This is a genomic window from Pseudoduganella sp. RAF19, assembly GCF_052114165.1.
GTDB lineage: Bacteria > Pseudomonadota > Gammaproteobacteria > Burkholderiales > Burkholderiaceae_D > Rugamonas.
The window spans coordinates 320,990-340,442 of sequence record NZ_JBFREF010000005.1 but is presented as its reverse complement, the minus strand read 5'-3'; the positions used below and the strand labels follow the sequence as shown (position 1 = coordinate 340,442).

At 61.9% G+C, this 19,453-nt stretch carries 21 protein-coding genes; 12 read left to right on the top strand and 9 right to left on the bottom strand.

Features of this window, described 5'->3' with window-relative positions; genetic code table 11:
* Positions 1–20: 20 nt before the first annotated feature.
* The 6 genes from AB4Z19_RS14845 to AB4Z19_RS14820 all read right to left on the bottom strand — a co-directional run bounded on the left by AB4Z19_RS14845 (position 21) and on the right by AB4Z19_RS14820 (position 7,947).
* A complete protein-coding gene (locus AB4Z19_RS14845; RefSeq protein ID WP_442035523.1) occupies positions 21–3,227 on the bottom strand; it encodes a transglycosylase domain-containing protein in 3,207 nt (1,068 codons plus the stop codon).
* Between the two features lie 310 nt (positions 3,228–3,537).
* Positions 3,538–4,323, bottom strand: a complete 786-nt coding sequence (locus AB4Z19_RS14840) for a competence/damage-inducible protein A (protein WP_442035522.1) — start codon at positions 4,321–4,323, stop codon at positions 3,538–3,540.
* 8 nt (positions 4,324–4,331) lie between these two features.
* Positions 4,332–5,156 carry an EI24 domain-containing protein gene (locus AB4Z19_RS14835; RefSeq protein WP_442035521.1) on the bottom strand — a complete coding sequence of 275 codons (825 nt, stop codon included), beginning with the start codon at positions 5,154–5,156 and terminating at the stop codon, positions 4,332–4,334.
* Positions 5,156–6,151, bottom strand: coding sequence for a sterol desaturase family protein (locus tag AB4Z19_RS14830; RefSeq protein WP_442027130.1), 996 nt, complete (start codon positions 6,149–6,151; stop codon positions 5,156–5,158). Before AB4Z19_RS14830 ends, AB4Z19_RS14835 begins: the two co-directional genes overlap by 1 nt.
* Positions 6,148–6,921 (bottom strand): polysaccharide deacetylase family protein, encoded by a 774-nt coding sequence (locus AB4Z19_RS14825; RefSeq protein WP_442027129.1) that lies wholly within the window; start codon positions 6,919–6,921, stop codon positions 6,148–6,150. Before AB4Z19_RS14825 ends, AB4Z19_RS14830 begins: the two co-directional genes overlap by 4 nt.
* 3 nt (positions 6,922–6,924) lie before the next feature.
* Positions 6,925–7,947 carry a YVTN family beta-propeller repeat protein gene (locus AB4Z19_RS14820; RefSeq protein WP_442035520.1) on the bottom strand — a complete coding sequence of 341 codons (1,023 nt, stop codon included), beginning with the start codon at positions 7,945–7,947 and terminating at the stop codon, positions 6,925–6,927.
* 84 nt (positions 7,948–8,031) lie between these two features.
* On the opposite strand from AB4Z19_RS14820, the gene AB4Z19_RS14815 reads away from it, so the two are divergent.
* Complete coding sequence (locus AB4Z19_RS14815) at positions 8,032–8,388, top strand: FKBP-type peptidyl-prolyl cis-trans isomerase (protein WP_442027125.1); 357 nt, start codon at positions 8,032–8,034, stop codon at positions 8,386–8,388.
* On the opposite strand, the gene AB4Z19_RS14810 is transcribed toward AB4Z19_RS14815, so the two are convergent.
* On the bottom strand, positions 8,389–9,168 hold the full coding sequence (locus AB4Z19_RS14810; RefSeq protein WP_442035519.1) for an anti-sigma factor family protein: 780 nt from the start codon (positions 9,166–9,168) through the stop codon (positions 8,389–8,391).
* A complete protein-coding gene (locus AB4Z19_RS14805; RefSeq protein WP_442027123.1) occupies positions 9,165–9,668 on the bottom strand; it encodes an RNA polymerase sigma factor in 504 nt (167 codons plus the stop codon). The genes AB4Z19_RS14810 and AB4Z19_RS14805 overlap by 4 nt, the downstream gene beginning before the upstream one ends.
* Positions 9,669–9,787: 119 nt before the next feature.
* Between AB4Z19_RS14805 and AB4Z19_RS14800 the strand changes: the two genes are divergently transcribed.
* From AB4Z19_RS14800 to AB4Z19_RS14775, 6 genes are all read left to right on the top strand, one after another.
* On the top strand, positions 9,788–11,374 hold the full coding sequence (locus AB4Z19_RS14800) for a S8 family serine peptidase (RefSeq protein ID WP_442035518.1): 1,587 nt from the start codon (positions 9,788–9,790) through the stop codon (positions 11,372–11,374).
* 95 nt (positions 11,375–11,469) lie between these two features.
* Positions 11,470–12,138, top strand: a complete 669-nt coding sequence (locus AB4Z19_RS14795) for a hypothetical protein (protein ID WP_442035517.1) — start codon at positions 11,470–11,472, stop codon at positions 12,136–12,138.
* Positions 12,139–12,312: 174 nt separating this feature from the next.
* On the top strand, positions 12,313–12,600 hold the full coding sequence (locus AB4Z19_RS14790) for an HU family DNA-binding protein (RefSeq protein ID WP_050409188.1): 288 nt from the start codon (positions 12,313–12,315) through the stop codon (positions 12,598–12,600).
* A gap of 166 nt (positions 12,601–12,766) precedes the next feature.
* A complete protein-coding gene (locus AB4Z19_RS14785; protein ID WP_442035516.1) occupies positions 12,767–13,018 on the top strand; it encodes an acyl-CoA-binding protein in 252 nt (83 codons plus the stop codon).
* Between the two features lie 118 nt (positions 13,019–13,136).
* Complete coding sequence (locus tag AB4Z19_RS14780; protein ID WP_442035515.1) at positions 13,137–13,640, top strand: DUF2867 domain-containing protein; 504 nt, start codon at positions 13,137–13,139, stop codon at positions 13,638–13,640.
* Positions 13,633–14,115 (top strand): GNAT family N-acetyltransferase, encoded by a 483-nt coding sequence (locus tag AB4Z19_RS14775; RefSeq protein ID WP_442022916.1) that lies wholly within the window; start codon positions 13,633–13,635, stop codon positions 14,113–14,115. Before AB4Z19_RS14780 ends, AB4Z19_RS14775 begins: the two co-directional genes overlap by 8 nt.
* 2 nt (positions 14,116–14,117) lie before the next feature.
* Here AB4Z19_RS14775 and AB4Z19_RS14770 read toward each other — a convergent pair whose 3' ends face one another.
* Positions 14,118–14,405 (bottom strand): polyhydroxyalkanoic acid system family protein, encoded by a 288-nt coding sequence (locus AB4Z19_RS14770; protein WP_442022915.1) that lies wholly within the window; start codon positions 14,403–14,405, stop codon positions 14,118–14,120.
* Between the two features lie 144 nt (positions 14,406–14,549).
* Between AB4Z19_RS14770 and AB4Z19_RS14765 the strand changes: the two genes are divergently transcribed.
* From AB4Z19_RS14765 to AB4Z19_RS14745, 5 genes are all read left to right on the top strand, one after another.
* Positions 14,550–15,989, top strand: coding sequence for a hypothetical protein (locus AB4Z19_RS14765; protein WP_442022914.1), 1,440 nt, complete (start codon positions 14,550–14,552; stop codon positions 15,987–15,989).
* The gene (locus AB4Z19_RS14760) at positions 15,986–16,261 is read left to right on the top strand and encodes a protealysin inhibitor emfourin (RefSeq protein WP_442022913.1); all 276 of its coding nucleotides are present in this window, start codon (positions 15,986–15,988) and stop codon (positions 16,259–16,261) included. The genes AB4Z19_RS14765 and AB4Z19_RS14760 overlap by 4 nt, the downstream gene beginning before the upstream one ends.
* Positions 16,262–16,401: 140 nt before the next feature.
* Positions 16,402–16,725: a ferredoxin FdxA gene (gene fdxA, locus AB4Z19_RS14755; RefSeq protein ID WP_442022912.1), complete on the top strand. Its 324-nt coding sequence runs from the start codon at positions 16,402–16,404 to the stop codon at positions 16,723–16,725.
* A 108-nt stretch (positions 16,726–16,833) separates the two neighbouring features.
* Complete coding sequence (locus tag AB4Z19_RS14750; protein WP_442022911.1) at positions 16,834–17,901, top strand: NAD(P)/FAD-dependent oxidoreductase; 1,068 nt, start codon at positions 16,834–16,836, stop codon at positions 17,899–17,901.
* Positions 17,902–18,123: 222 nt separating this feature from the next.
* Entirely contained in the window at positions 18,124–19,359 is a 1,236-nt protein-coding gene (locus AB4Z19_RS14745; RefSeq protein WP_442022910.1) for a polyhydroxyalkanoate depolymerase, read from the top strand.
* The last annotated feature ends 94 nt before the right edge of the window (positions 19,360–19,453 follow it).

The window sequence follows — 19,453 nt, the reverse complement described above, 5'->3', positions numbered from 1 at the left end:
CCTGTCTCATGCCGTGGGTTTCAAGAACCGCCGCAAGCGCGCTGCGGAGCGGCGGGAGTCGGTGCGCCGGCGACTGCTGCCGCGGCAACAGCGGCAGTGATCATGGGCTGCATGCCGCTGGGAGAGCTGGTGGCGGCGGCAGTCACAACTGCCGGGGCCTTCTGCTGCTGCGGTTCGATCAGCGGCATCAGCGACGGCGCCAGCACGGTCAGCAGCTGCACCGGCAGCGCCGAAGTAAAGTCATAATTCTTCGACTCCGGCCCATGCACATAAGCCGTCATGCTGCCGAAGAAGCGCTCGCCGATATTGAACACAAAGGTCGCCGAACGGTTCACATAGCGCGACTCGATCAGGCGTCCACCCGGCGCGAAGATATCGAAACGCTGGTCGCCGGTACCGGTCTTGCCGCCGACCGGGATCACGGTGCCGTCAGCCTTCACGAACGCCATTTTGGCGCGCTTCGCCGTACCGTCCGATACCACGCCACGAATCTCGTCCGCCACCACGCGCGCCACTTCCGGCGACAGCACCTGCTCGTTGGTGGTCGGCTTGCCCTTGGCGACCTTGGTGTCATAAGGCGTATTGGCCGCAAAGTGCAGCGAGTCGATGCGCTGCGTGGATTTGCGCACACCGCCGTTGATGATAATGCCCATCATTTCGGCCAGTGCCGCCGGACGGTCCGCCGAGGCGCCAAGCGTGGTTGCATACGAAGGCACCAGCGATTCAAACGGATAACCCATCTTCTTCCACTGGCGGTGGATGCCCATGAAGGCTTCCATCTCCAGCAGGCCGGCGATGCGCTTGTCCTGCGCGTGCTTGCGGTGGGTCTTGAACAGCCACTGATAAACTTCCTGGCGCTCCTTTTCGCTGGCCGCCACGATCTGCGTCAGATTGGCTTCCGGATGACGGTGCATATAAGCCACCATCCACAGTTCCAGCGGGTGCACGCCGGCCAGGTAGCCGCGGTCAGCCAGATTCCATTTATCGGTCGCGTACTGGTCGTACATTTTCGCCAGACGATCATCCGGCACATCGTTCTGCACCACCAGATTGTCGTTGACGAATTTGCTGAATTTCGCCAGATCCGCTTCCGGATGAATGGTGCGGTAAATCGTGGCCAGGCGCACCGGCGTCGGACGCACCGATTCCAGCAGGGTCGGATCGAGTTCGGATTCCGACTTGTTGCGGTACTTGGCGTAGAAGCGGTACAGGAATTCCTTGCCTTCCTTGTCCGCAAAGCGCGCCAGATAGGCCGCACGGCGCGGGTCGTCCGCATCAGTCAGCAGGGTTTGCGATGAACCCGGCATCTGGAAGGAATACCACTTCGCCACATCGCGCATAAGACGTACGAACACCAGGTTGGTGGAATGACGTAGCGCTTCGCGCACCGTCAGGATCTTGAAGTCGTCATCCTTGCTGAAGTTACCGAAGAAATGCAGGCCGCCACCGGTGAAGAAGCCCTCGCCCGGATTGCCGGAATACTTACGCTCCATGGCCGCGTTCAACATGGATGGCAGGTCGCGCTTGTCCATTGGCGTCGCCATCAGGTACTCGATGGACCAGGAAGTAATGCGGTCGCGCTGGTCGACCTGCTGCTTCTTCAGCTCATCATTACTCATCTGGCCATACTTCTTGTGCATCTGGTCGACGATGTCCAGATAGGTCACCAGGGTACGCAGCTTGGCGGTCGAACCCAGATCCAGCTTGGCGCCTTCGTTGATGTCCAGCGGCTGATCGAAGTTATCGGTCTGCACCCGCAGGAAGTTGGTGTTCTCGCCCTTTTCCAGCAAAGTGAAGCTGTACACCACATTCGCCGGATCGCCGTTGCCCAGCATGCCTTTGCCGGTCAGGCCCGCTTTCTGCGCCGTTTCGGCATCGCGCAATTCGCGCAGTACGGCGGTTACGGCTTTCTGCGCTTCCGCATCGAGCGTGCTGGTGACGGTCAGATCCAGGCGGTCCAGGTTGTACATGCGGTTATCGCCCAGCAGATTCGCCAGGTGCACGCGCACCGCGTTCGACGCTTTCTTGGTCACGTAAGACATCGGCGGCGCCGACTGCAGGCCGTTGCCGCGCGCCGGATGCAGTTTTTCCTTCAATGCGGCGTCGCGGAAGGAAGGCGAGATCACGCCCGCGGTGGCCAGCAGGCGCAGGTGGCTGTTGGCCAGGACTTCCAAATCTTCCTCACCGTCGCCCAGGTAGTAGCTGGGGCGGCGCTGCGCGATCAGCAGGCTGAGTGCTTCCTTGAAGGCCAGCGGGCTGCCCGGCTGGTCCATCTTCCCGCCCAGCAGGCGGTTCACTTCCGCGAAATCGCGGCCGTACCACACCCACATGCCATCGCCGACACCGTTCACTTCACCATAGCCGGTCTTGGCCGACAGCGGCACGGTGTTGAGGTAATCGACCACGATCTGGCGGCGCACCTTGGTGGTGTCCTCGCCGCCCTGATAAGCGCGCAGCGTGGCGGACACCATCTGCTTCAGCTTGTCCTTCATCGAGCTGGTGCGGCCTTCCGGCGAATGGCGGTATTTCTCGATCTGCGTCGCCAGCGTCGAACCGCCAGCCGCGCGGTGCGCTCCGGCGCCAACGGCGCTCAGCGATTTTTCGAACACGGCCTTGCTCAGGCGGTCCCATTCCACAGCGGGATTACGCTTCGGATAGGTATTGTCGAGCAGCTCGCGGTTCTCGATGAACAGCAGGCTTTGCACCAGCGCTTGCGGCGTTTGCTCGAAACCGTTGTAGATGCGTTCCGGGTAGCTGGCCGTAAACAGCGGCTGCGCGCGGCAATCGTAAATCGTCAGGCCGGTGCGGGTCTTCTCGCGGTAGGTCGCGAACACGCCCATATCCGACAGCTGCACCATTTTGGGCGAGAAGCGCGACTGCGCCGTGATCTCGTAATCCTTGGCCTTCAGCTTGGTCAGGTAATCCGGCATATTCGCGTAGCCCAGGCGCTCGTCGTAAGGACTGTCGTGCGGGTAGCGGATGTCTTTGCTGGGGCCAGCTTCAACGCGCCAGGTGAGCTTTTCGGATAGCTGCGTGAAATAGCGCGCCTGCATGGTTGAGGTGCGAACTTCCTGCACAGCCCAATACACCAGCAGTGAGAGCAGAACCAGCATCAGCACGATGAGGGCATCGCGCGAACGCGAGCGCTTCTTCGGCTCCGATGGTGGTGGCGGCGCCGGCTGGGCGTGGGCGAGGTGGACTGTTTCCTGATCGTGAGGCGAAGACATAGGTACGGAGCGCAGTCGACGTCGCACGCCGCCATATCCAAACGCTGCAGCGCCCGCACGCAATTTGCGCACGGTACTGACTACAACGCGGGGCCGGCGAAAACGTCGATTGCTTAGCATAGTGTTTAAACCGGTCAATCAAACTACTGTTCCTGCATGACTACCATTGCACCACAACGGCAGCGCGTGCACGGAGCAATGCGCAGAAATTTTGATCTGCGCGCAATTTTTTCGCAAAAAAACAACGGCACTTTTCGCCATATGTGAGCGAGCTAACAATGGCTGTTAACACCATTGTCACATCGTGTCATTACAGGCGTGTGTATTCCACTTTCAGCTTATCGAGTTCGCTGCACATTGCCGCGAAGGCTGCTGCGCATTGGCCCGGTTCGCCTTTCACGCCAAGCTCGATATGGCGGCGCGTATTGGCGTCGCCAACGCTGGGCAGGCTGAAGACCCTGACGCGTGGCCAGGCTTTTTCAATGCTCACCATCAGGGGAGTTAACGCCGCTTCGGCCACTTCGTAGACAAGCACCGCATGTTCAGCACGCGGTTCGCGGTTGAACAGATCGGTGTAGTGCGTGTCCAGCACCCATTCGATCATCGGCCAGGCCATCACGGGGAAGCCCGGCACGAAATAATGGGTGCCGACGGCGAAGCCGGGCACGTTGTTGTAGGGATTGGGGATGAGGGATGCACCTTGCGGGAACTCGGCCATCTGCAGGCGCTGCAGATTGTCTGGCGCGTTCAGATCGGCCTGCTGGCCCGCGTCCTGTGCCACCTGGCGGATGCGCTGCTGGATCATGGCTTTGCCTTCTTCGTGCAGCACCAGCGGCCGGCCCAGCGCCGCCGCTGCCGCCTGGCGCGTATGGTCGTCCGGCGTGGCGCCGATACCGCCGCAGGAAAACACGATATCGTTGCCCGCAAAAGAACGCTTCAGCGTGCTGGTGATGCGTTCGCGGTCATCGCCGAGGAATTCGGCCCAGCCGAGCTGCAAACCGCGTGCGGCAAGCAGCTGGACGACTTTGGGAAAGTGCTGGTCTACACGCTTGCCGGACAGGATTTCGTCGCCGATGATGATCAGTCCGATAGCCATGGTGTCCCCTATTCGATCTGGATACGTTCCTCGAATTTCGCATGGCGCAACTGCGCCAGCGCCTCCAGACAATAATACTCAAACCACAGGCCGGTGAAGATAAATATCAGGACGTAAATCCAGATCGACGCCGCCAGCAGCACGGGGAAGAAGGCAATGGCCGCCGCCGCACCGCCGACCCAGGCCAGCGATGGCAGCGAACCGGCCAGGCCGGACACCACGCCGATCGCCAGCAGGCCCCAGCGGCGCTCGCGCTGCAGCGTTTTCAACTCTTCAGCGCTGGCGTAGTCGGCCAGCGCGTCGTAGCTCATCACGCGGCTGGTCAGCCAGCCCCACAGCAGCACGGTTGCGATGCCGGCCAGCGGCGGGAAGATATACAGCGGCAGAATGCACAGCCAGCACACGACAAAGATAATGCCTGCGGCCAGGGCTTGTCCCACGCTGCCCAGCAACGAGCCGCCGCGCTTCTTTTCCAGCTGCGGGAAATGGCGGCCGCCTACGTGGGGCACGATGAACGGCATGGCGGCCACGCCGATAAAGACCAGGGCCGTGATGATCATCAGCGGCAGCAGCAGGAGCAGCGCCACCAGCGGCACGATCACCGCGCGCAGCGTGTCGAGGCCCAGTTTTTCCAGCCATTCACCGGTGGAGCGGAATAATTCGTAATCCACGTACTGGGTGTGCATCCAGTCCAGCATCGGCTGCAGGCCAAGCCAGAGCAGCAGCGCCCACAAGGCGGCCGACAGCAGGAAAGGCGCAATGCTCAGCAATAGCATCTTGCCGTGGAACTGAGACAGCAGGGCGCGCCCGTAGGCGTTCAGGACCGCCAGCATCAGACGCTTTTCTTTCCGGCGTATTCCACCATGCGCTTCAGTCCCAGCCACTGCTGAGCCCAGAAGCCGCGGCCGTAATCGCGACCGGGGATGACGGTGCCATCAGGCGCTGTGCCCGGCAGCTGATCGCGCACGCCGGTCGTTTCAAAGCGCGGCGTGAAGTTCGCGGTGCGGAAGATGATGTCCCAGATTGGCAGCAGTACGCCGAAGTTGCAGCCACCCAGCGTGCCCTTGCCTTTCGATTCGTGGCCGACGCCGATGGCGTGGTGCATGCGGTGGAAGCGTGGCGACACCAGCAGCCGTTCACCGATGGCGCCGAAATGGATGCGCACATTGGCATGCTGGAGGCTTTGCAGGATGCGCGATAGCGACACCAGCAGCACGTATTGCGCAGGCTGCACGCCGATGGCCAGCGCCACCACGGCAATCACGGTGTCATGCAGCAGGTCGTCCAGTAAGTGGTTGCGGTCGTCGCTCCACAGATTCATGTTTTGCTGGCTGTGATGCAGGCTGTGCAAGCCCCACCACCAGTTGAACTGATGCTGGGCGCGGTGGAACCAGTAATCGACGAAATCGAACACCACGAAATAGATGGCGAAACTGGCCAGCGGGCTCATGCCCGGCGCCAGGTTTTCCAGATTAAAGGGACGTACCCCATCCATGCGCAACTGGCCGGCGATGGCGTCCATCACCGGGTCCAGCGTGAAGAAGATCAGCACCGGGAACAGGCCGATACGCTGCAGCACCGTGTAAATAAAGTCGTTCCAGCGCGCGCGCTTGTCGGTGATGGGCTGGGCCGGAATCAGGGATTCCATCGGGCGCAGCACCAGGAAAATCAGAAACAGTTCGCACAGGCCGATCAGGAACCATTCCGTGCCTTCGAAGGCGTCTTCCACCACGTCGCCCATGCCGGCGTAATACAGGACGGGCTCAATCACCGTCTGGAACAACCAGCCCTGGGCCTGTCCCAGCCAGTCTGCCAATAGTTGAATCATTGCTTCACTTGATAGTCAGGATGTTCGCGCAGCGTGGCGAAGCAGAAGCCCTTCTGCTTCAGACCCGTGATCAGCGGCTCCAGATTGGCCGGTGCCCACGGGTCCTTGCGCGACCAGATGCCCATATGGGCCATGAAAATATCGCCGTCGTGCAGGCCGTCCAGCGCTTTCTTTAACAATACCGCATTCGGATAGGCTTCGCTCGACAGCTCATCGCCCGAGAAACCGGCTTTGGCCCAGCCCACGTGGGCATAACCGCAAGCCTTGCCCGCCGCCAGAGTCCGCGGCGAAACTTTGCCGCCCGGCGCGCGCCAGAACGGGTCCATCTTGTGGCCGGTCAGCTCCTGGAAACGCTGGTCGCTGCGGCGGATCTCTTCGCAGTATTGCTGAGCTGTCCACTCCTGCGCCTTGCCACCGTGGGCGCCGAACTGCGGCTTGACGGCGATCTTGCCGTTGGCCGCGTCGCGCAGGTAATAGACGTGATCGAAGGTATGAGAACCAAAAGCATGGCCTTCCGCCACGCGCGCCTTCCAGAAGCCGGCCCAGGACGGGTCCAGCGAATAATCGCCGCGCACAGTTTTTTCGTTCGCCAGGAAGAAGGTGGCGCGGACGTTCTGGCGCTTCAGCACGTCCGCAATCAATTCGGCCTGGGACTGGCTACCGGTGTCAAAAGTCAGATAGATCGTGCCGTGGCACGCTGCCGGTGCCGGCGCGGCTGCTGCGGACGCCAATGCGGACGCAGCGGCGATGCAGATTGCGAGCCGCTTCATCTTTTACATGCGCGCCGAGGAATTGGCGAAGAACACGCCGTGCGGCGAGCGGCCGACCGGGATCATCTTCACCACTTTGCGGCTCGGCAGGTCAATCACGGCGACTTTCTTAATCCAGCGCAGGGTCACCCACATGGTTTTGCCGTCTTCCGTGATTTCCATGCAATCCGGACCGCCCGGCACATTGATGGTGCCGATGTTTTCCAGCGTCTTCTGGTCGATGATGTTGATGGTGTTCGACACGCGGTTCGACACATAAGTGATACGGTTATCGCCCTGTGCACGGAAATTGTGCGTACCAGCGCCAGCCTTGATCTGCTTGACCGACTTCTGGGTGCGCCAGTCGATCACTTCCACGTAATCGCTGCCCATGATGCCGACCATCAGGTACTTGTCGTCCGGGGTCATGGTGATACCGGCCGGCAGTTTGCCGACTGGCATAGTCCATTTGATGGCCTGGGTTTTCAGGTCGATGGCGCTGATCTGGTCACTGCCCTGCTGGGTGATGAAAGCGGTGGTGCTCTTGGCATCGAAAGCGATATGGCTCGGCAGCTTGGCCATCGGGATGCGCTTGGCCAGCTTGAAGTCCTTGCCGTCGTAGCTGTAGACGTCGACGCGGTCCAGACGCAGGGAAGTCACCACGAACCATTTCTGGTCCGGCGAGAAGCCGATCTGGTAAGGGTCGAGGATGTCCTTGACGTGCTTCTGTACCTGGCCGGTTTTCGGGTCCAGGAATACCAGTTCGTTGCCGACCGAGCTGGCGACGATCAGGGACTTATTGTCCGGGGTCGCCATCAGGTGGTGCGGCTCTTTGCCGACGGCGAAAGTCTGCAGGCTGGTGTAGGTGGCCTGATCGAGCAGCTGGACCGTAGCATCCCGGGAGTTAAGCACCACAACGACGTTAGCGTGGGCGGCGGTGAAACCTGCCAATAGTGCAAAGGAAAGGGCTGCGCGACGGATACTGCGGAACATGAAAAGCTCGCTCGAGATGCAAAACCATATTTTACGGTCAAACCCCGTCTGCATTGATATTACCGACCAGTTTTAAGGGGCATTTAAGCTACAATCACCCTCTAAGTTGTCCATATTTGATAAGGAAAAGGAAAAATCATGGCGATTATCACCACCCCATCCGGTCTGCAGTACGACGATATCAAGGCCGGCGACGGCGCTGAAGCCAAGGCAGGCCAGAACGTCACCGTGCATTACACCGGCTGGCTGCGCAACGACGACGGCAGCAAAGGTTCGAAATTCGATTCGAGCAAGGACCGCAACGATCCGTTCGAGTTCGCACTGGGCGCCGGCATGGTCATTCGCGGCTGGGACGAAGGCGTGCAAGGCATGAAAGTGGGCGGCACCCGCCAGCTGATCATCCCGGCGGACCTGGGCTACGGCTCGCGCGGCGCCGGCGGCGTGATTCCGCCAAACGCCACGCTGATCTTCGACGTGGAACTGCTGGGCGTTTAATTACTTCTGCCATCCTTTCTGGATGGCGTCCGTTTCGCCCTTGCCATCCAGCGCAGCCCCATTGATGCGCTGGTCGATGGCTTCCAGCACCGGTGTCGGCATCTCAGCCGCTGCAAGGCGGTAAGGTCCCTGCGCCGGTGCGCGATTGTTCTGCACCAGAATGGGAATCCRCCATTCGCCATTGGCCTTGCAGGCCAGTCCGGACAGCTCCTGTCCGCCATTCCCGGTAATAAAACTGCGGCAGTAACCGCCATCCTGCGCGACAAAACTCAGGCCAATCTTCACCGGTCCGGCAGCACCGGCACTGGTCAGCTGATTGTCCAGCGCCGTAGCCAGGCGGCCCTGCGCGCTTAAACTGCCATCGCGGCTGGCGATGGTTTCCCCGGCGCGCGAATTGTCGAGCTGCCAGGCGGAGAGGCCGAATTTGCCCGCCACCACGCCAACTACCAGCATGGCGGCCAGCGCGCCCCATTCCGGCCAGGACCAGCGCCGTTTCTGGCGCGCCTTGCGCGCCGCCTGATGCTCCGCTTCGCGTTTGGCGCGGACGGAATCCAGGCTGACCACCGTGGCCTGGCGCAGCGGACGCACCAGGCGCGGCGGCACCGCCTCTTCCGCGACCGGCGCATAGGCGGCAAAAACGTTGGTGCGCAACGCCTTGTGCTGCGCCACGCGGCGCGCCAGGCTGGCGTCTTTGCGCATGGCCTCCTCCAGCGCGCGGCGGGTCGCTTCATCCAGCTCGCCGTCGGCATAGGCCATCAGGATTTCATCGGAAAAACTCATATCACGGTCCTCGCTTGCTCCGATAATAACTCTTGCAGGGCGGCGCGTGCGCGCGCCAACCGGCTGGTCAGGGTGCCGATCGGGATTTCCAGTACCTCCGCAGCTTCTTTATAGGGCAGACCGTCCACCAGCACCAGACCTACGACCAGGCGATGTTCGTCGCTCAGCAGGCTGACGGCTTTTTGCACCGCCATGCGCTGCTGGTGCGCTTCGGCATAGTTGTCGCCTATATGTTCGCCTTCTTCTTCCGGCGCAAAAATCTCGCTGCGCCGGGTGCGGGCACGCACTTCGTCGATCCAGGCATTTTTGATGATGCGGAACAGCCAGCTGTCCAGGCGGGTGCCGGCTTGCCACTGCCCGCTGTGCAGAATGGCGCGCTCCACGGCCAACTGGACCAGGTCGTCCGCATCCTCGCGGTTCCAGGTAACAGTACGGGCAAAACGCCGCAAGCGTGGCAGCAGTGCGGCGATCTCCTCATGCAATGCGGTGGTGTCGTCCATGCTTGGATAACGATCCGGCCAGGGATTTTCTTCCCGGCGCCGTACGTTTGTACCGATAAGATCTCTGTTAGCTATATTATCATTCGCCCATGATCCTCTTGCGCCCGACTTGTATCCTGTTGCGTACATGCTGCCGCGCCGCCGTTTTGCTTCTGGCATTGGCCGGCGGCGAGGCGTCCGCCCAGCTGCATTTGCCCGGCCTGCCGCTGCCGGGGCGGGTCGGACCGCTGGATACCTCCCTGCTTCGCGAACGCTTATTAAATACGTCCGACCTGACGGACCGCATCCGCCTCGACCAGCTGCGCCTGACCCAGGCCGCCGACCTCTTGCGCCGCCATCCTGACGTGCTGGAAGCAGATCCGCGCGGGTTTCCAGTTGTCCGCCGCGTGATCGTGGCATGGGCGCCCTCGTCCGCCGGCCTGGCCGCCGCCCGCGCGGCCGGCCTGGAGCTGGCCGGCCAGCAGGACGTGCTGGATCAGCCGGTCCTGACGTTCCGCGTGCCGGAAAGCGTCTCCACCGCCGACGCGCTGGCATCCCTGCGCGCCGCCGATCCGGACGGCGGCTACGACTTCGACCACATATATACAGGCAGCGCGAGCGCCACGCACGATGCCCCCGTGCACTCCAGCGCGGCCGACACCGGAAGCGCGAGGGCCGACGCCGCCGCCGGACGCACCAGTACGAGCGGCAACGGCACGGGTGCCGGCCTGGGCGGCGCACATAACACGCGCGTGCGAACCGCCGCATCAGAGGCTGGCGACGCGGGCGCGGGCGGCGCACATGACACGCGCGAGCGGATCGCCGCGGCGGAGGCTGGCGGCGCGGGCGTGGGCGGCGCGCATGACACGCGCGGGCGAGCCGCCGCATCGGAGGCCGGCGGCGCGACCGCGGGCGGCGCGAATGACACGCGCGGGCGGGCCGCTGCGGCGGAGGCTGGCGGCTCGGGCGCGGTGCGGGTTGGTCTTGTCGACAGCGGCGTCGATGGGCGGCATGAGGTGTTTGATGGCGCGGCGATCCGGCGCTGGGGTTGCGACGGCAAGGAAATCGCCGCCGCGCACGGGACGGCGGTCGCCGCGCTGATGGTGGGACGGTCCGAGCGCTTCGCCGGCGTCGCGCCCGGCGCCACGCTGTACGCTGCCGACATCTACTGCGACCAGCCAACCGGCGGCGCCGCGACGCAGATCGTTGGCGCCCTGTCCTGGCTGGCGCGCGAAAACGTCGGCGTCATCAATCTGAGTCTGGTCGGCCCGCCAAACCAGTTACTGGAGCGCGCCGTAGCCGCCATGATCAAGCGCGGACATCTGCTGGTGGCCGCAGTCGGCAACGACGGTCCCGCCGCGCCGCCGCTCTATCCCGCCAGCTATCCCGGCGTGGTCGGCGTCAGCGGCGTCGATCCAAAACACCGTCCGCTGCCGGAGGCCGCGCGCGGGCCGCAAGTCATGTTCGCCGCGCCGGGCAGTCAGATGGTGAGCGCCACGGCCGGCGCACCGCCCTACCGCGTGGTGCGCGGAACCTCCTTCGCCGCGCCGATTGTGGCGGCCTTGCTGGCGCCGCAGCTGCCACGTCCCGACGCCACCGGCGCCCACGCCGCCATCACCAAACTGGCCGCGACCGCCGGCAATCCCGGCATGAAGGACATCAGCAACGCCACCGGCTACGGCATCGTCGGCGAATCCTACCGCGCCGATCCCGCCGCCTTCCGCTAAAAAAATTTTCGCGGCGATGGAAGAAAACTGAATCGCCCATCGTTCTCCTTGTAACAGCAGCGAATTCGTCGCCGCACTTATCAAGGAGAACGCTCATGAACATGATCAAAACTATCCGCGCCGCTATCATTCTGGCCGCCAGCGCGGCATCCATCGCGCAAGCCGGACCGCTGGGCGGTGTGCTGGGTGGCGGTGGAATCGGCGGCAGTTTCGGCGGCAGCATTGGCGGCACCATGAATGGCCAGCTTGGCGGAATCGGCGCGCTGCCAGTCCGCGATACGATCCGCAGCACGCGCGAAACCGCGTCCAGCGTGACCTCCAGCGCCACCGGAACTGCCGGCAGCACCTACTCCGCAATCGCCGCCGCAGGCCACGGCGCCGCCGACGCTACCACCACCGCAGCGGCCAATACGGCACTGGCGGTGCAAGGCACGGCCGCCAACAGCGTCAGCCAGGCGCAAGGCGCGGCCACCGCAAGCGCGAGCGCCGCACGCGACGCGTCCAACAATGTAGCGGGCAGTGCGTCCACCACAAAGAGCGGCGCCGGCGGCGCGCTTGGCAGCTTAGGCAGTACGGCTGCGCAGTCCAATAACGCACCCGCAGCAAAGACTGCGCAGTCGTCCGCGAAGCCCGCGCAAGCCGGCGAACAAGCGCCGCGCCGCAGCGCAAATGGCGCCGCACAAGGCTCGGCGCAAGGAAGCCTGAATGCATCGGCCAGCGCCAATGCAGGCGCAAACGGGTCCGCCGCTGCAGCGCAAAACTAAGGTAAACAGACCGCAGCCGGTGCACCATGATCGCGCATGAGGCCTTGTTTTTACGGGCTTTTTACACGCCATTTCGTCGCAGGCCAGTCACTATATGGCCTTCTTCGAAAAAGGGTGAACACTTTTTTCAATTAATGTGCTAATCTGCGCGCTCCATTAACCAAGGAGGTAGTAATGAAAAAAGGCGAACTGATTGCAGAATTTGCGAAGCGTACCGAAATGTCCGGCGCTGCCGCTAACGACGCAGTTAACACCCTGATCGCAATCGTTACCGAACGTCTGAAAAAAGGCGACACGGTCGGCATCACCGGCTTCGGCACCTTCTCCGTAGCCAAGCGCGCTGCTCGCAAAGGCCGCAACCCAGCGACCGGCGAAGCGATCAAAATCGCAGCGTCCAAGACCCCTAAGTTCTCGGCTGGCGCGACCCTGAAAGCCGCTGTGAACCCAACCAAAAAGAAGTAATTCCGGCTTCCGCCAGAACGGCGGTTCAAGGCAGGTCATCGCGGCCCGTCTTGAACCGCCGTTTTTTATTGTGCGGCGCACCGCGGATTTGGAGCCTATCCTCTACAGGCGCCGGCGCTTTTCTTTGTATGATGGCGCATCCAAACCCCACCATTGAGGATAAGAGATGAGCCTTCAAGAACAATTCGACGCAGCCGTCGCCGATTCCAAGAACCTGCCGGAGCGTCCGGACAATATGACCCTGCTGAAAATCTACGCGCTGTACAAGCAGGGTTCGGCCGGCGATGCGACCGGCGAGCGTCCTGGCATGACCGACTTCGTCAACCGCGCCAAGTTCGACGCCTGGGCCGCCCTGGCCGGCACTTCGCAGGACGACGCCAAGCAGCAGTACGTCGACCTGATCGAAGGTCTGAAGTAATCAGCGCCTGACCAAATTAATCGGCCCGTCCGCAAGCAGCAGACGGGCCGATTGCTTTTTGGGCTTGGCGGCGGCATCATGCCTCGATCTTCTGGCTTGAGGAGTTCAGATGCGCGCAATGGTTGAAACAATCGACGCACCGGCAGGCAGCGAAATCAGCCGCCGCCTGGACGGCGCGTATTATCACGACAGCTACCGGATCGCCATTCCGCCAAGCGACGCCTCGGCGCTTGAACTTTACCTGCGCGTGGCGCGTCAAACGCCGGGCTGGGTGAACTGGCTAATGGATCTGCGCAACCGGCTGGTCGGCCTGGTGGGCTTGAAAAACCTGGGCGCACTGAACGGCGCCAGCGCCCGCAAGCCTGCATTGGACTACAGGGTCGGCGACCGGGTCGGCATTTTCGACGTGCGCTATCTGACGCAGGATGAAGTCATCCTCGGCGATACTGACAAGCATTTAAAGGTCGAAGTCTCGGTCTGCAAAACGGACGGTGCGCTGAACGTGTCGACCGTCGTTCACTTGCATAACCTGTTGGGCCGCCTGTACCTGGTGCCGGTGGCGCCGCTGCACAAGATCATCGTGCGCAGCATGCTGCGCCGCGCCGGAGGCCTCAATGCTTGAAATCCGCCGCGCCAATGCGGACGATCTGGATGCGATGTGGCTGATTTTTCAGGCCGTGATCGCGCGCGGCGATGCTTTCCCCTTCGGCGCCGGCTTCGACAAACAGACTTTCCAGGCGCACTGGTTCAGCACGCACACGGCCTACGTCGCGGCGGAGGATGACCGCATCCTCGGCATGTACAAGATGGGAGCAAACTACCCGGATCACGGCGCGCACATCGCCAGCGCGACCTACGCCGTGGCGCCCGCAGCGCAGGGACGAGGAATAGGCAAGGCCCTTGTCGAGGACAGCCTCGCACGCGCTCGCGCGCAAGGCTTCCTGGCCATGCAGTTCAACTATGTGGTAACAACCAACGAGCCGGCCATGCGGCTCTACCGAAAGTTCGGATTCGAGCAAGTGGGCACGCTGCCCAAAGCCTTCAGGCACCGCCAGTTGGGACTGGTCGATGCCTGCGTGCTGTACCGCTTCTTATAGAATCAAGCCGCTTCGCCAGCGAAGACACTGCGCATTTTTTCGGCGACTTTGCCTTCGATGGCGGATTTGAAGGCGCCCATCAGGAAGCCGAGCTTGATGTTCATGTGCGCTGCGCTTTCCAGCAAGGTCAGCGTGCCTTCCACGCCGCTGCGGCCGAAGCGCAGGGTGTCGCCGTGCCAGGTGCAGGCGAGGTCGAATTCACGGGAAATTTTTTCAGCTACTTTTTCAGCCGCCGCGCGGGCTGCTTCGGGCGCCAGGCTGTGCGCCTGGGTGATGTTGATGTCGGACATGCGCCTACTCTACCGTCTGCAAAAAGGCGCCATTTTACCGCGAGCGCGTTTGAGTTGGATCAAAAAGCTCCGGCGCACAAGGCGCGACCATGTTTGTTCGACTGCGGCGGGAAACCTTCCTGCCCGTCCCTTGGGGAGAACATCATGGATCAAAAAGTCATCGTCCCGGTCGAGGCCGTTCTGACGAAATGCGCGTCGCTGCCGGTCGGCTATGTGCCCACGCCCACCGAACTGTATCGCCTGCATCGCAAGACCGCGCAATTGCTGGCGCAACCGAGCGCGTCGCGCCTGAAGGAAAGCGCCATGCCGATGAAGACCTGCTCCGCGCCGCCCACCGGCGCGCGCGTGCTGATGTGGAAGCAGGACCCGTCGGTGAGCGAACTCGGCACGCGCAAGGCTTTCCTGCCCGGCGTGGTGCTGGAAGGACCGCGCGACGCCCGTATTACCTCTGGTAAGCCGGGTATCGCCGCAGTGAGTCCGAACGCCTTCGGCGACTTCATCATGTCGCCCAACACCGACCAGTTCGACGCCGTGCACACCTTCGCCGTGGTGCGCCAGACACTGACCATGTACCAGCGCGTGCTGGCGAAAGGCGACAGCGCCGCGCCCCTGCCCTGGGCCTGGAACAGCGTCAAGAATACCGACCCGCTGTCGGTTTTCCCGCACGGCCTGCCGAATGTGATGAATGCCTATTACAGCCGCAACGACCGCGCCGTGAAGTTCGGCGACTTCATTCCCAGCGGCGGTACCGAGCGCATCTACTGCTGCCGCTCCTTCGATATCGTGTCGCACGAAACGGGGCACGCGGTGCTGGATGGCTTGAAGCCAAAATGGATTCTGAGCAGCGCGCCACCGCAAACCGGCGGTCTGCACGAATCCTTTGGCGACCTGACCGCCATCTTCCTCGCGCTATCCCAGCTCGACCAGGTGGAAGCGGTGGTCGCGCAGACCAAGTCAGACCTGCACGACAAAACCTTCCTGGCCGATATGGCGGAACAATTCGGCCTGGCGCTGGGCCGTCCAAACGGGCTGCGCAATGCGGACAACGACCTCAAGCTGTCCGAGGTGGGCAATGAGGTGCACGCGCTGTCGCAAGTGTTCACGGGCGCCATTTACGACATCCTGGCCGACCTGTTCGCCTACGAGCGCCAGCCCGGCCTGTATGACGATGCGGCCGTGCTGCATCGCGTTGGCGCCTACTTGTGCAGCCTGGTGCTGCGCGCCCTCGTCGCTGCGCCGGACGCCGGCGCCAGCTATGCCGACGTGGTGAACCAGATGCTGCTGATTGCCCACACCGATGGCAAGCCGGTGGATTACCTCAACGCCATCCGCAATCGCTTTGCGCTGCGCGAAGTCGTGGTATCGCCGGTGCCGCTGACCGACGACCATCTGCCCGGCGTAACGCTGGCGCCGATGGTGGAAGATGCCCCCGAAGCGCGCCAGGACCGCCGCGCCTGCTGTGGTACTTTGAACCATCCGGAGTATTTCGGACTGGAAGAGGTACTGGACGCCGAGCGCCAGGCGCTGGCCGCCTGGTGCCATGGCTATGCGCTGCGCGAAACGAGCGAGGTGGCAATCAAATGAAGATCATGGTCACGGGCGGCGGCGGCTTCGCGGGGCTGAGCCAGCACTACGAAGTCGATACGCAAACGAGCCCGGCCGGACCGGCGCTGGAGGCAGCCCTCGCCTCCAACGATTTTTTCGAAGCGCCAGATCCGCCCGGCACCATCGGCGCGGACATTCCACGCTGGACCATCACGGCCATTGGCGACGGCCGCCAGCGCTCCCTCTCCTTCGCCGAAGACGCCCCTTCTCCCTGGCTGGATCTGCTGAATCTGATCCGCGCCGCTGCTTAGCAAACCGTCATGTCGTTTCCTTATGCCGAATTTGCTTATATGTATTGTGTATAACGCTGAATTGTGAGAAATAGCGAATTGCCTTAAAATACAGTGCTTTGCTGAGGTTTTTCCAGCGCATAAACATAGATAGGACTGTTATGACCCACGTTGTCACCGAATCCTGCATCGCCTGCCGTTACACGGACTGCGTCGATGTTTGCCCGGTAGATTGTTTCCGGGAAGGCCCCAATTTCCTGGCGATCGACCCGGACGAGTGCATCGACTGCGCCGTTTGCGTAGCCGAGTGCCCGGTGAACGCCATTTTCGCTGAAGAAGACGTGCCCTCCGACCAGCAGAACTTCATCAAGATCAATGCGGACCTGTCGCGCAACTGGCCTTCGATCACGAAGACCAAGCCTGCGCTGCCAGAGGCGGAACAGTTCAAGGACGTCAAGGAAAAGATCCAGTTGCTGAAGCGCTAAGCACGGCGGATCGTTGATCCGCCCTACGCGCTCTGCAATGGCGGTTATTTAACGTGCAACACCGCGCCTGACGCGGTGTTCGCTTATTTGGATGGAATGAGAATCATTATGAACGTCGTCAGCACCCCACCCGGTGGTCTCCACGAAACCGATGCCGTGATTATCGGCGCTGGCCCAGTCGGCCTGTTCCAGGTCTTCGAACTCGGCCTGCTGGAGATTAAAGCCCACGTGATCGACTCCCTGGCAGCCGTTGGCGGCCAGTGCGTGGAACTGTATCCGGACAAACCGATCTACGACATTCCAGCGATTCCTTCCTGCACCGGCCAGGAACTGACCGACGGCCTGCTGAAGCAGATCGAGCCATTCGGCGCGACCTACCACCTGGGCCAGGAAGTGACCCTGGTGAACAAGCGCGAAGACGGCCGTTTCGACGTCGAAACCAGCCTGGGCACCAAGTTCATCACCAAGACCATCTTTATCGCTGCCGGCGTGGGCTCGTTCCAGCCGCGCACCATGAAGGTGGACGGCATTGAAGCCTTCGAAGGCTCGCAGCTGTTCTATCGCGTGAAAGATCCGGCAAAGTTCGAAGGCAAGAACCTGGTCATCTGCGGCGGCGGCGACTCCGCGCTGGACTGGGCACTGAACTTCGTGGGCAAAGCCGAGTCGGTCGTGCTGCTGCACCGCCGTGAAGACTTCCGCGCCGCACCGGCTTCCGTGGCCAAGATGAAGCAGCTGTGCGACGAATACGAAATGCAGCTGATCGTCGGCCAGGTGAGCGGCATCGAAACCAAGGACGACAAGCTGTCCGAGCTGCGCGTGACCGGCGCCGACGGCGTGACCCGCCGCGTGCCGCTGGACATGCTGCTGGTGTTCTACGGCCTGTCGCCGAAGCTGGGTCCAATCGCCGAGTGGGGCCTGGACATCGAGCGCAAGCAGCTGAAAGTCGTTTCCACCGAGAAGTTCGAAACCAATGTGCCGGGCATCTTTGCCGTGGGCGATATCAACACTTATCCAGGCAAGAAGAAACTGATCCTGTCGGGCTTCCACGAAGCGGCTCTGGCTGCGTTCGGCGCTGCACCATATATCTTCCCGGACAAGAAAATCCACATGCAATACACCACCACGTCGCCAAAACTGCACAAAGTGCTGGGCGTGGAAACCCCGGTGTTCGACTGATCCGACCTTTTCTTCGGACCGGTCCTACAAAAAAGCAGCGGAAACGCTGCTTTTTTTCTTTTCTAGCCAGTATTATCTTGGTACAAAGGCCGCAGCGCCGTCGAATGTGCTCTTTCTGGAAGGTATTGCGAAATGCTGTAGGTCACGAACAAATGGCCTATAATTGATTTACGATTCCGCATTGCCACATTTTCCGCAGTGCAACACGACCAGGACGTTCCTATGCTTTACCAACTGCACGAAATGCAACGATCCCTGCTGAGCCCCTTGATGCAATGGGCCGAGGCATCGTCCAAACTCTTCTCCAATCCTGTTTCCCCTCTGGCGCACACGCCGTTCTCGCAACGTATTGCTGCGGGCTACGAGCTGATGTACCGATTGGGCAAGGATTACGAGAAACCGGCTTTCGGCATCAAGGAGGTCGAGGTCAAAGGCAAGACGGTGCCGATTATCGAACGCGTGGTCGACAACAAGCCCTTCTGCAAGCTGATCCACTTCGGTAAGGACCTGAGCGAAAAAGAGATCAAGGCCCTGAAGCAGCCGACCGTGCTGATCGTTGCGCCGCTGTCCGGTCACCATGCCACCCTGCTGCGCGACACCGTGCAGGCCATGCTGCAGGAGCACGATGTCTACATCACGGACTGGGTTGACGCGCGCCAGGTGCCGCTGTCGGAAGGCCCCTTCCATCTGAACAATTATGTGAAGTACGTGCAGGAGTTCATTCGCCACCTCGGCACGAATGTGCACGTGATTTCCGTTTGCCAGCCGACCGTGCCGGTATTGGCGGCCATCTCGCTGATGGCCACCAACAAGGACCCGATGCTGCCGAAGACCATGACCATGATGGGCGGCCCGATCGATCCTCGCAAATCGCCGACCGCGGTCAACAATCTGGCCACCGAAAAGAAATTCTCCTGGTTCGAAAACACCGTGATCTATGCGGTGCCGCCGAACTATCCGGGCTTTGGCCGCAAGGTGTATCCAGGCTTCCTGCAGCATGCCGGCTTCATCGCCATGAACCCGGGCCGCCATGCGCAATCGCACCGCGAGTTCTACATGCACCTGGTGCGCGGCGACGACGAGCCGGCGGAAAGCCACCGCAAGTTCTACGACGAGTACAACGCGGTGCTGGATATGCCGGCCGAATACTACCTCGACACCATCAAGACCGTGTTCCAGGACTTCGCGCTGCCGCGCGGCACCTGGGATGTGGATGGCCAGCTGGTGCGTCCGCAGGACATCACCAATGTGGCATTGCTGACCGTGGAAGGCGAGCTGGACGACATCTCCGGCCCTGGCCAGACCCAGGCGGCACACGAGCTGTGCACCGGTATTCCGTCCGACATGCAGGAAGACTTCGTGGTCCCGCAAGCCGGCCACTACGGCATCTTCTCCGGCCGCCGCTGGCGCGAAATCGTCTGCCCGAAAATCACCGCCTTCATCAAGCAGCACGGCTGATCAGCTACCGCTACCAAATCAAAACGCCCCGCCAGCCGGGGCGTTTTTTATTGCGACTCCCCCCTCCAGTCCAGCATCGGAGCAGCGGGGTTAA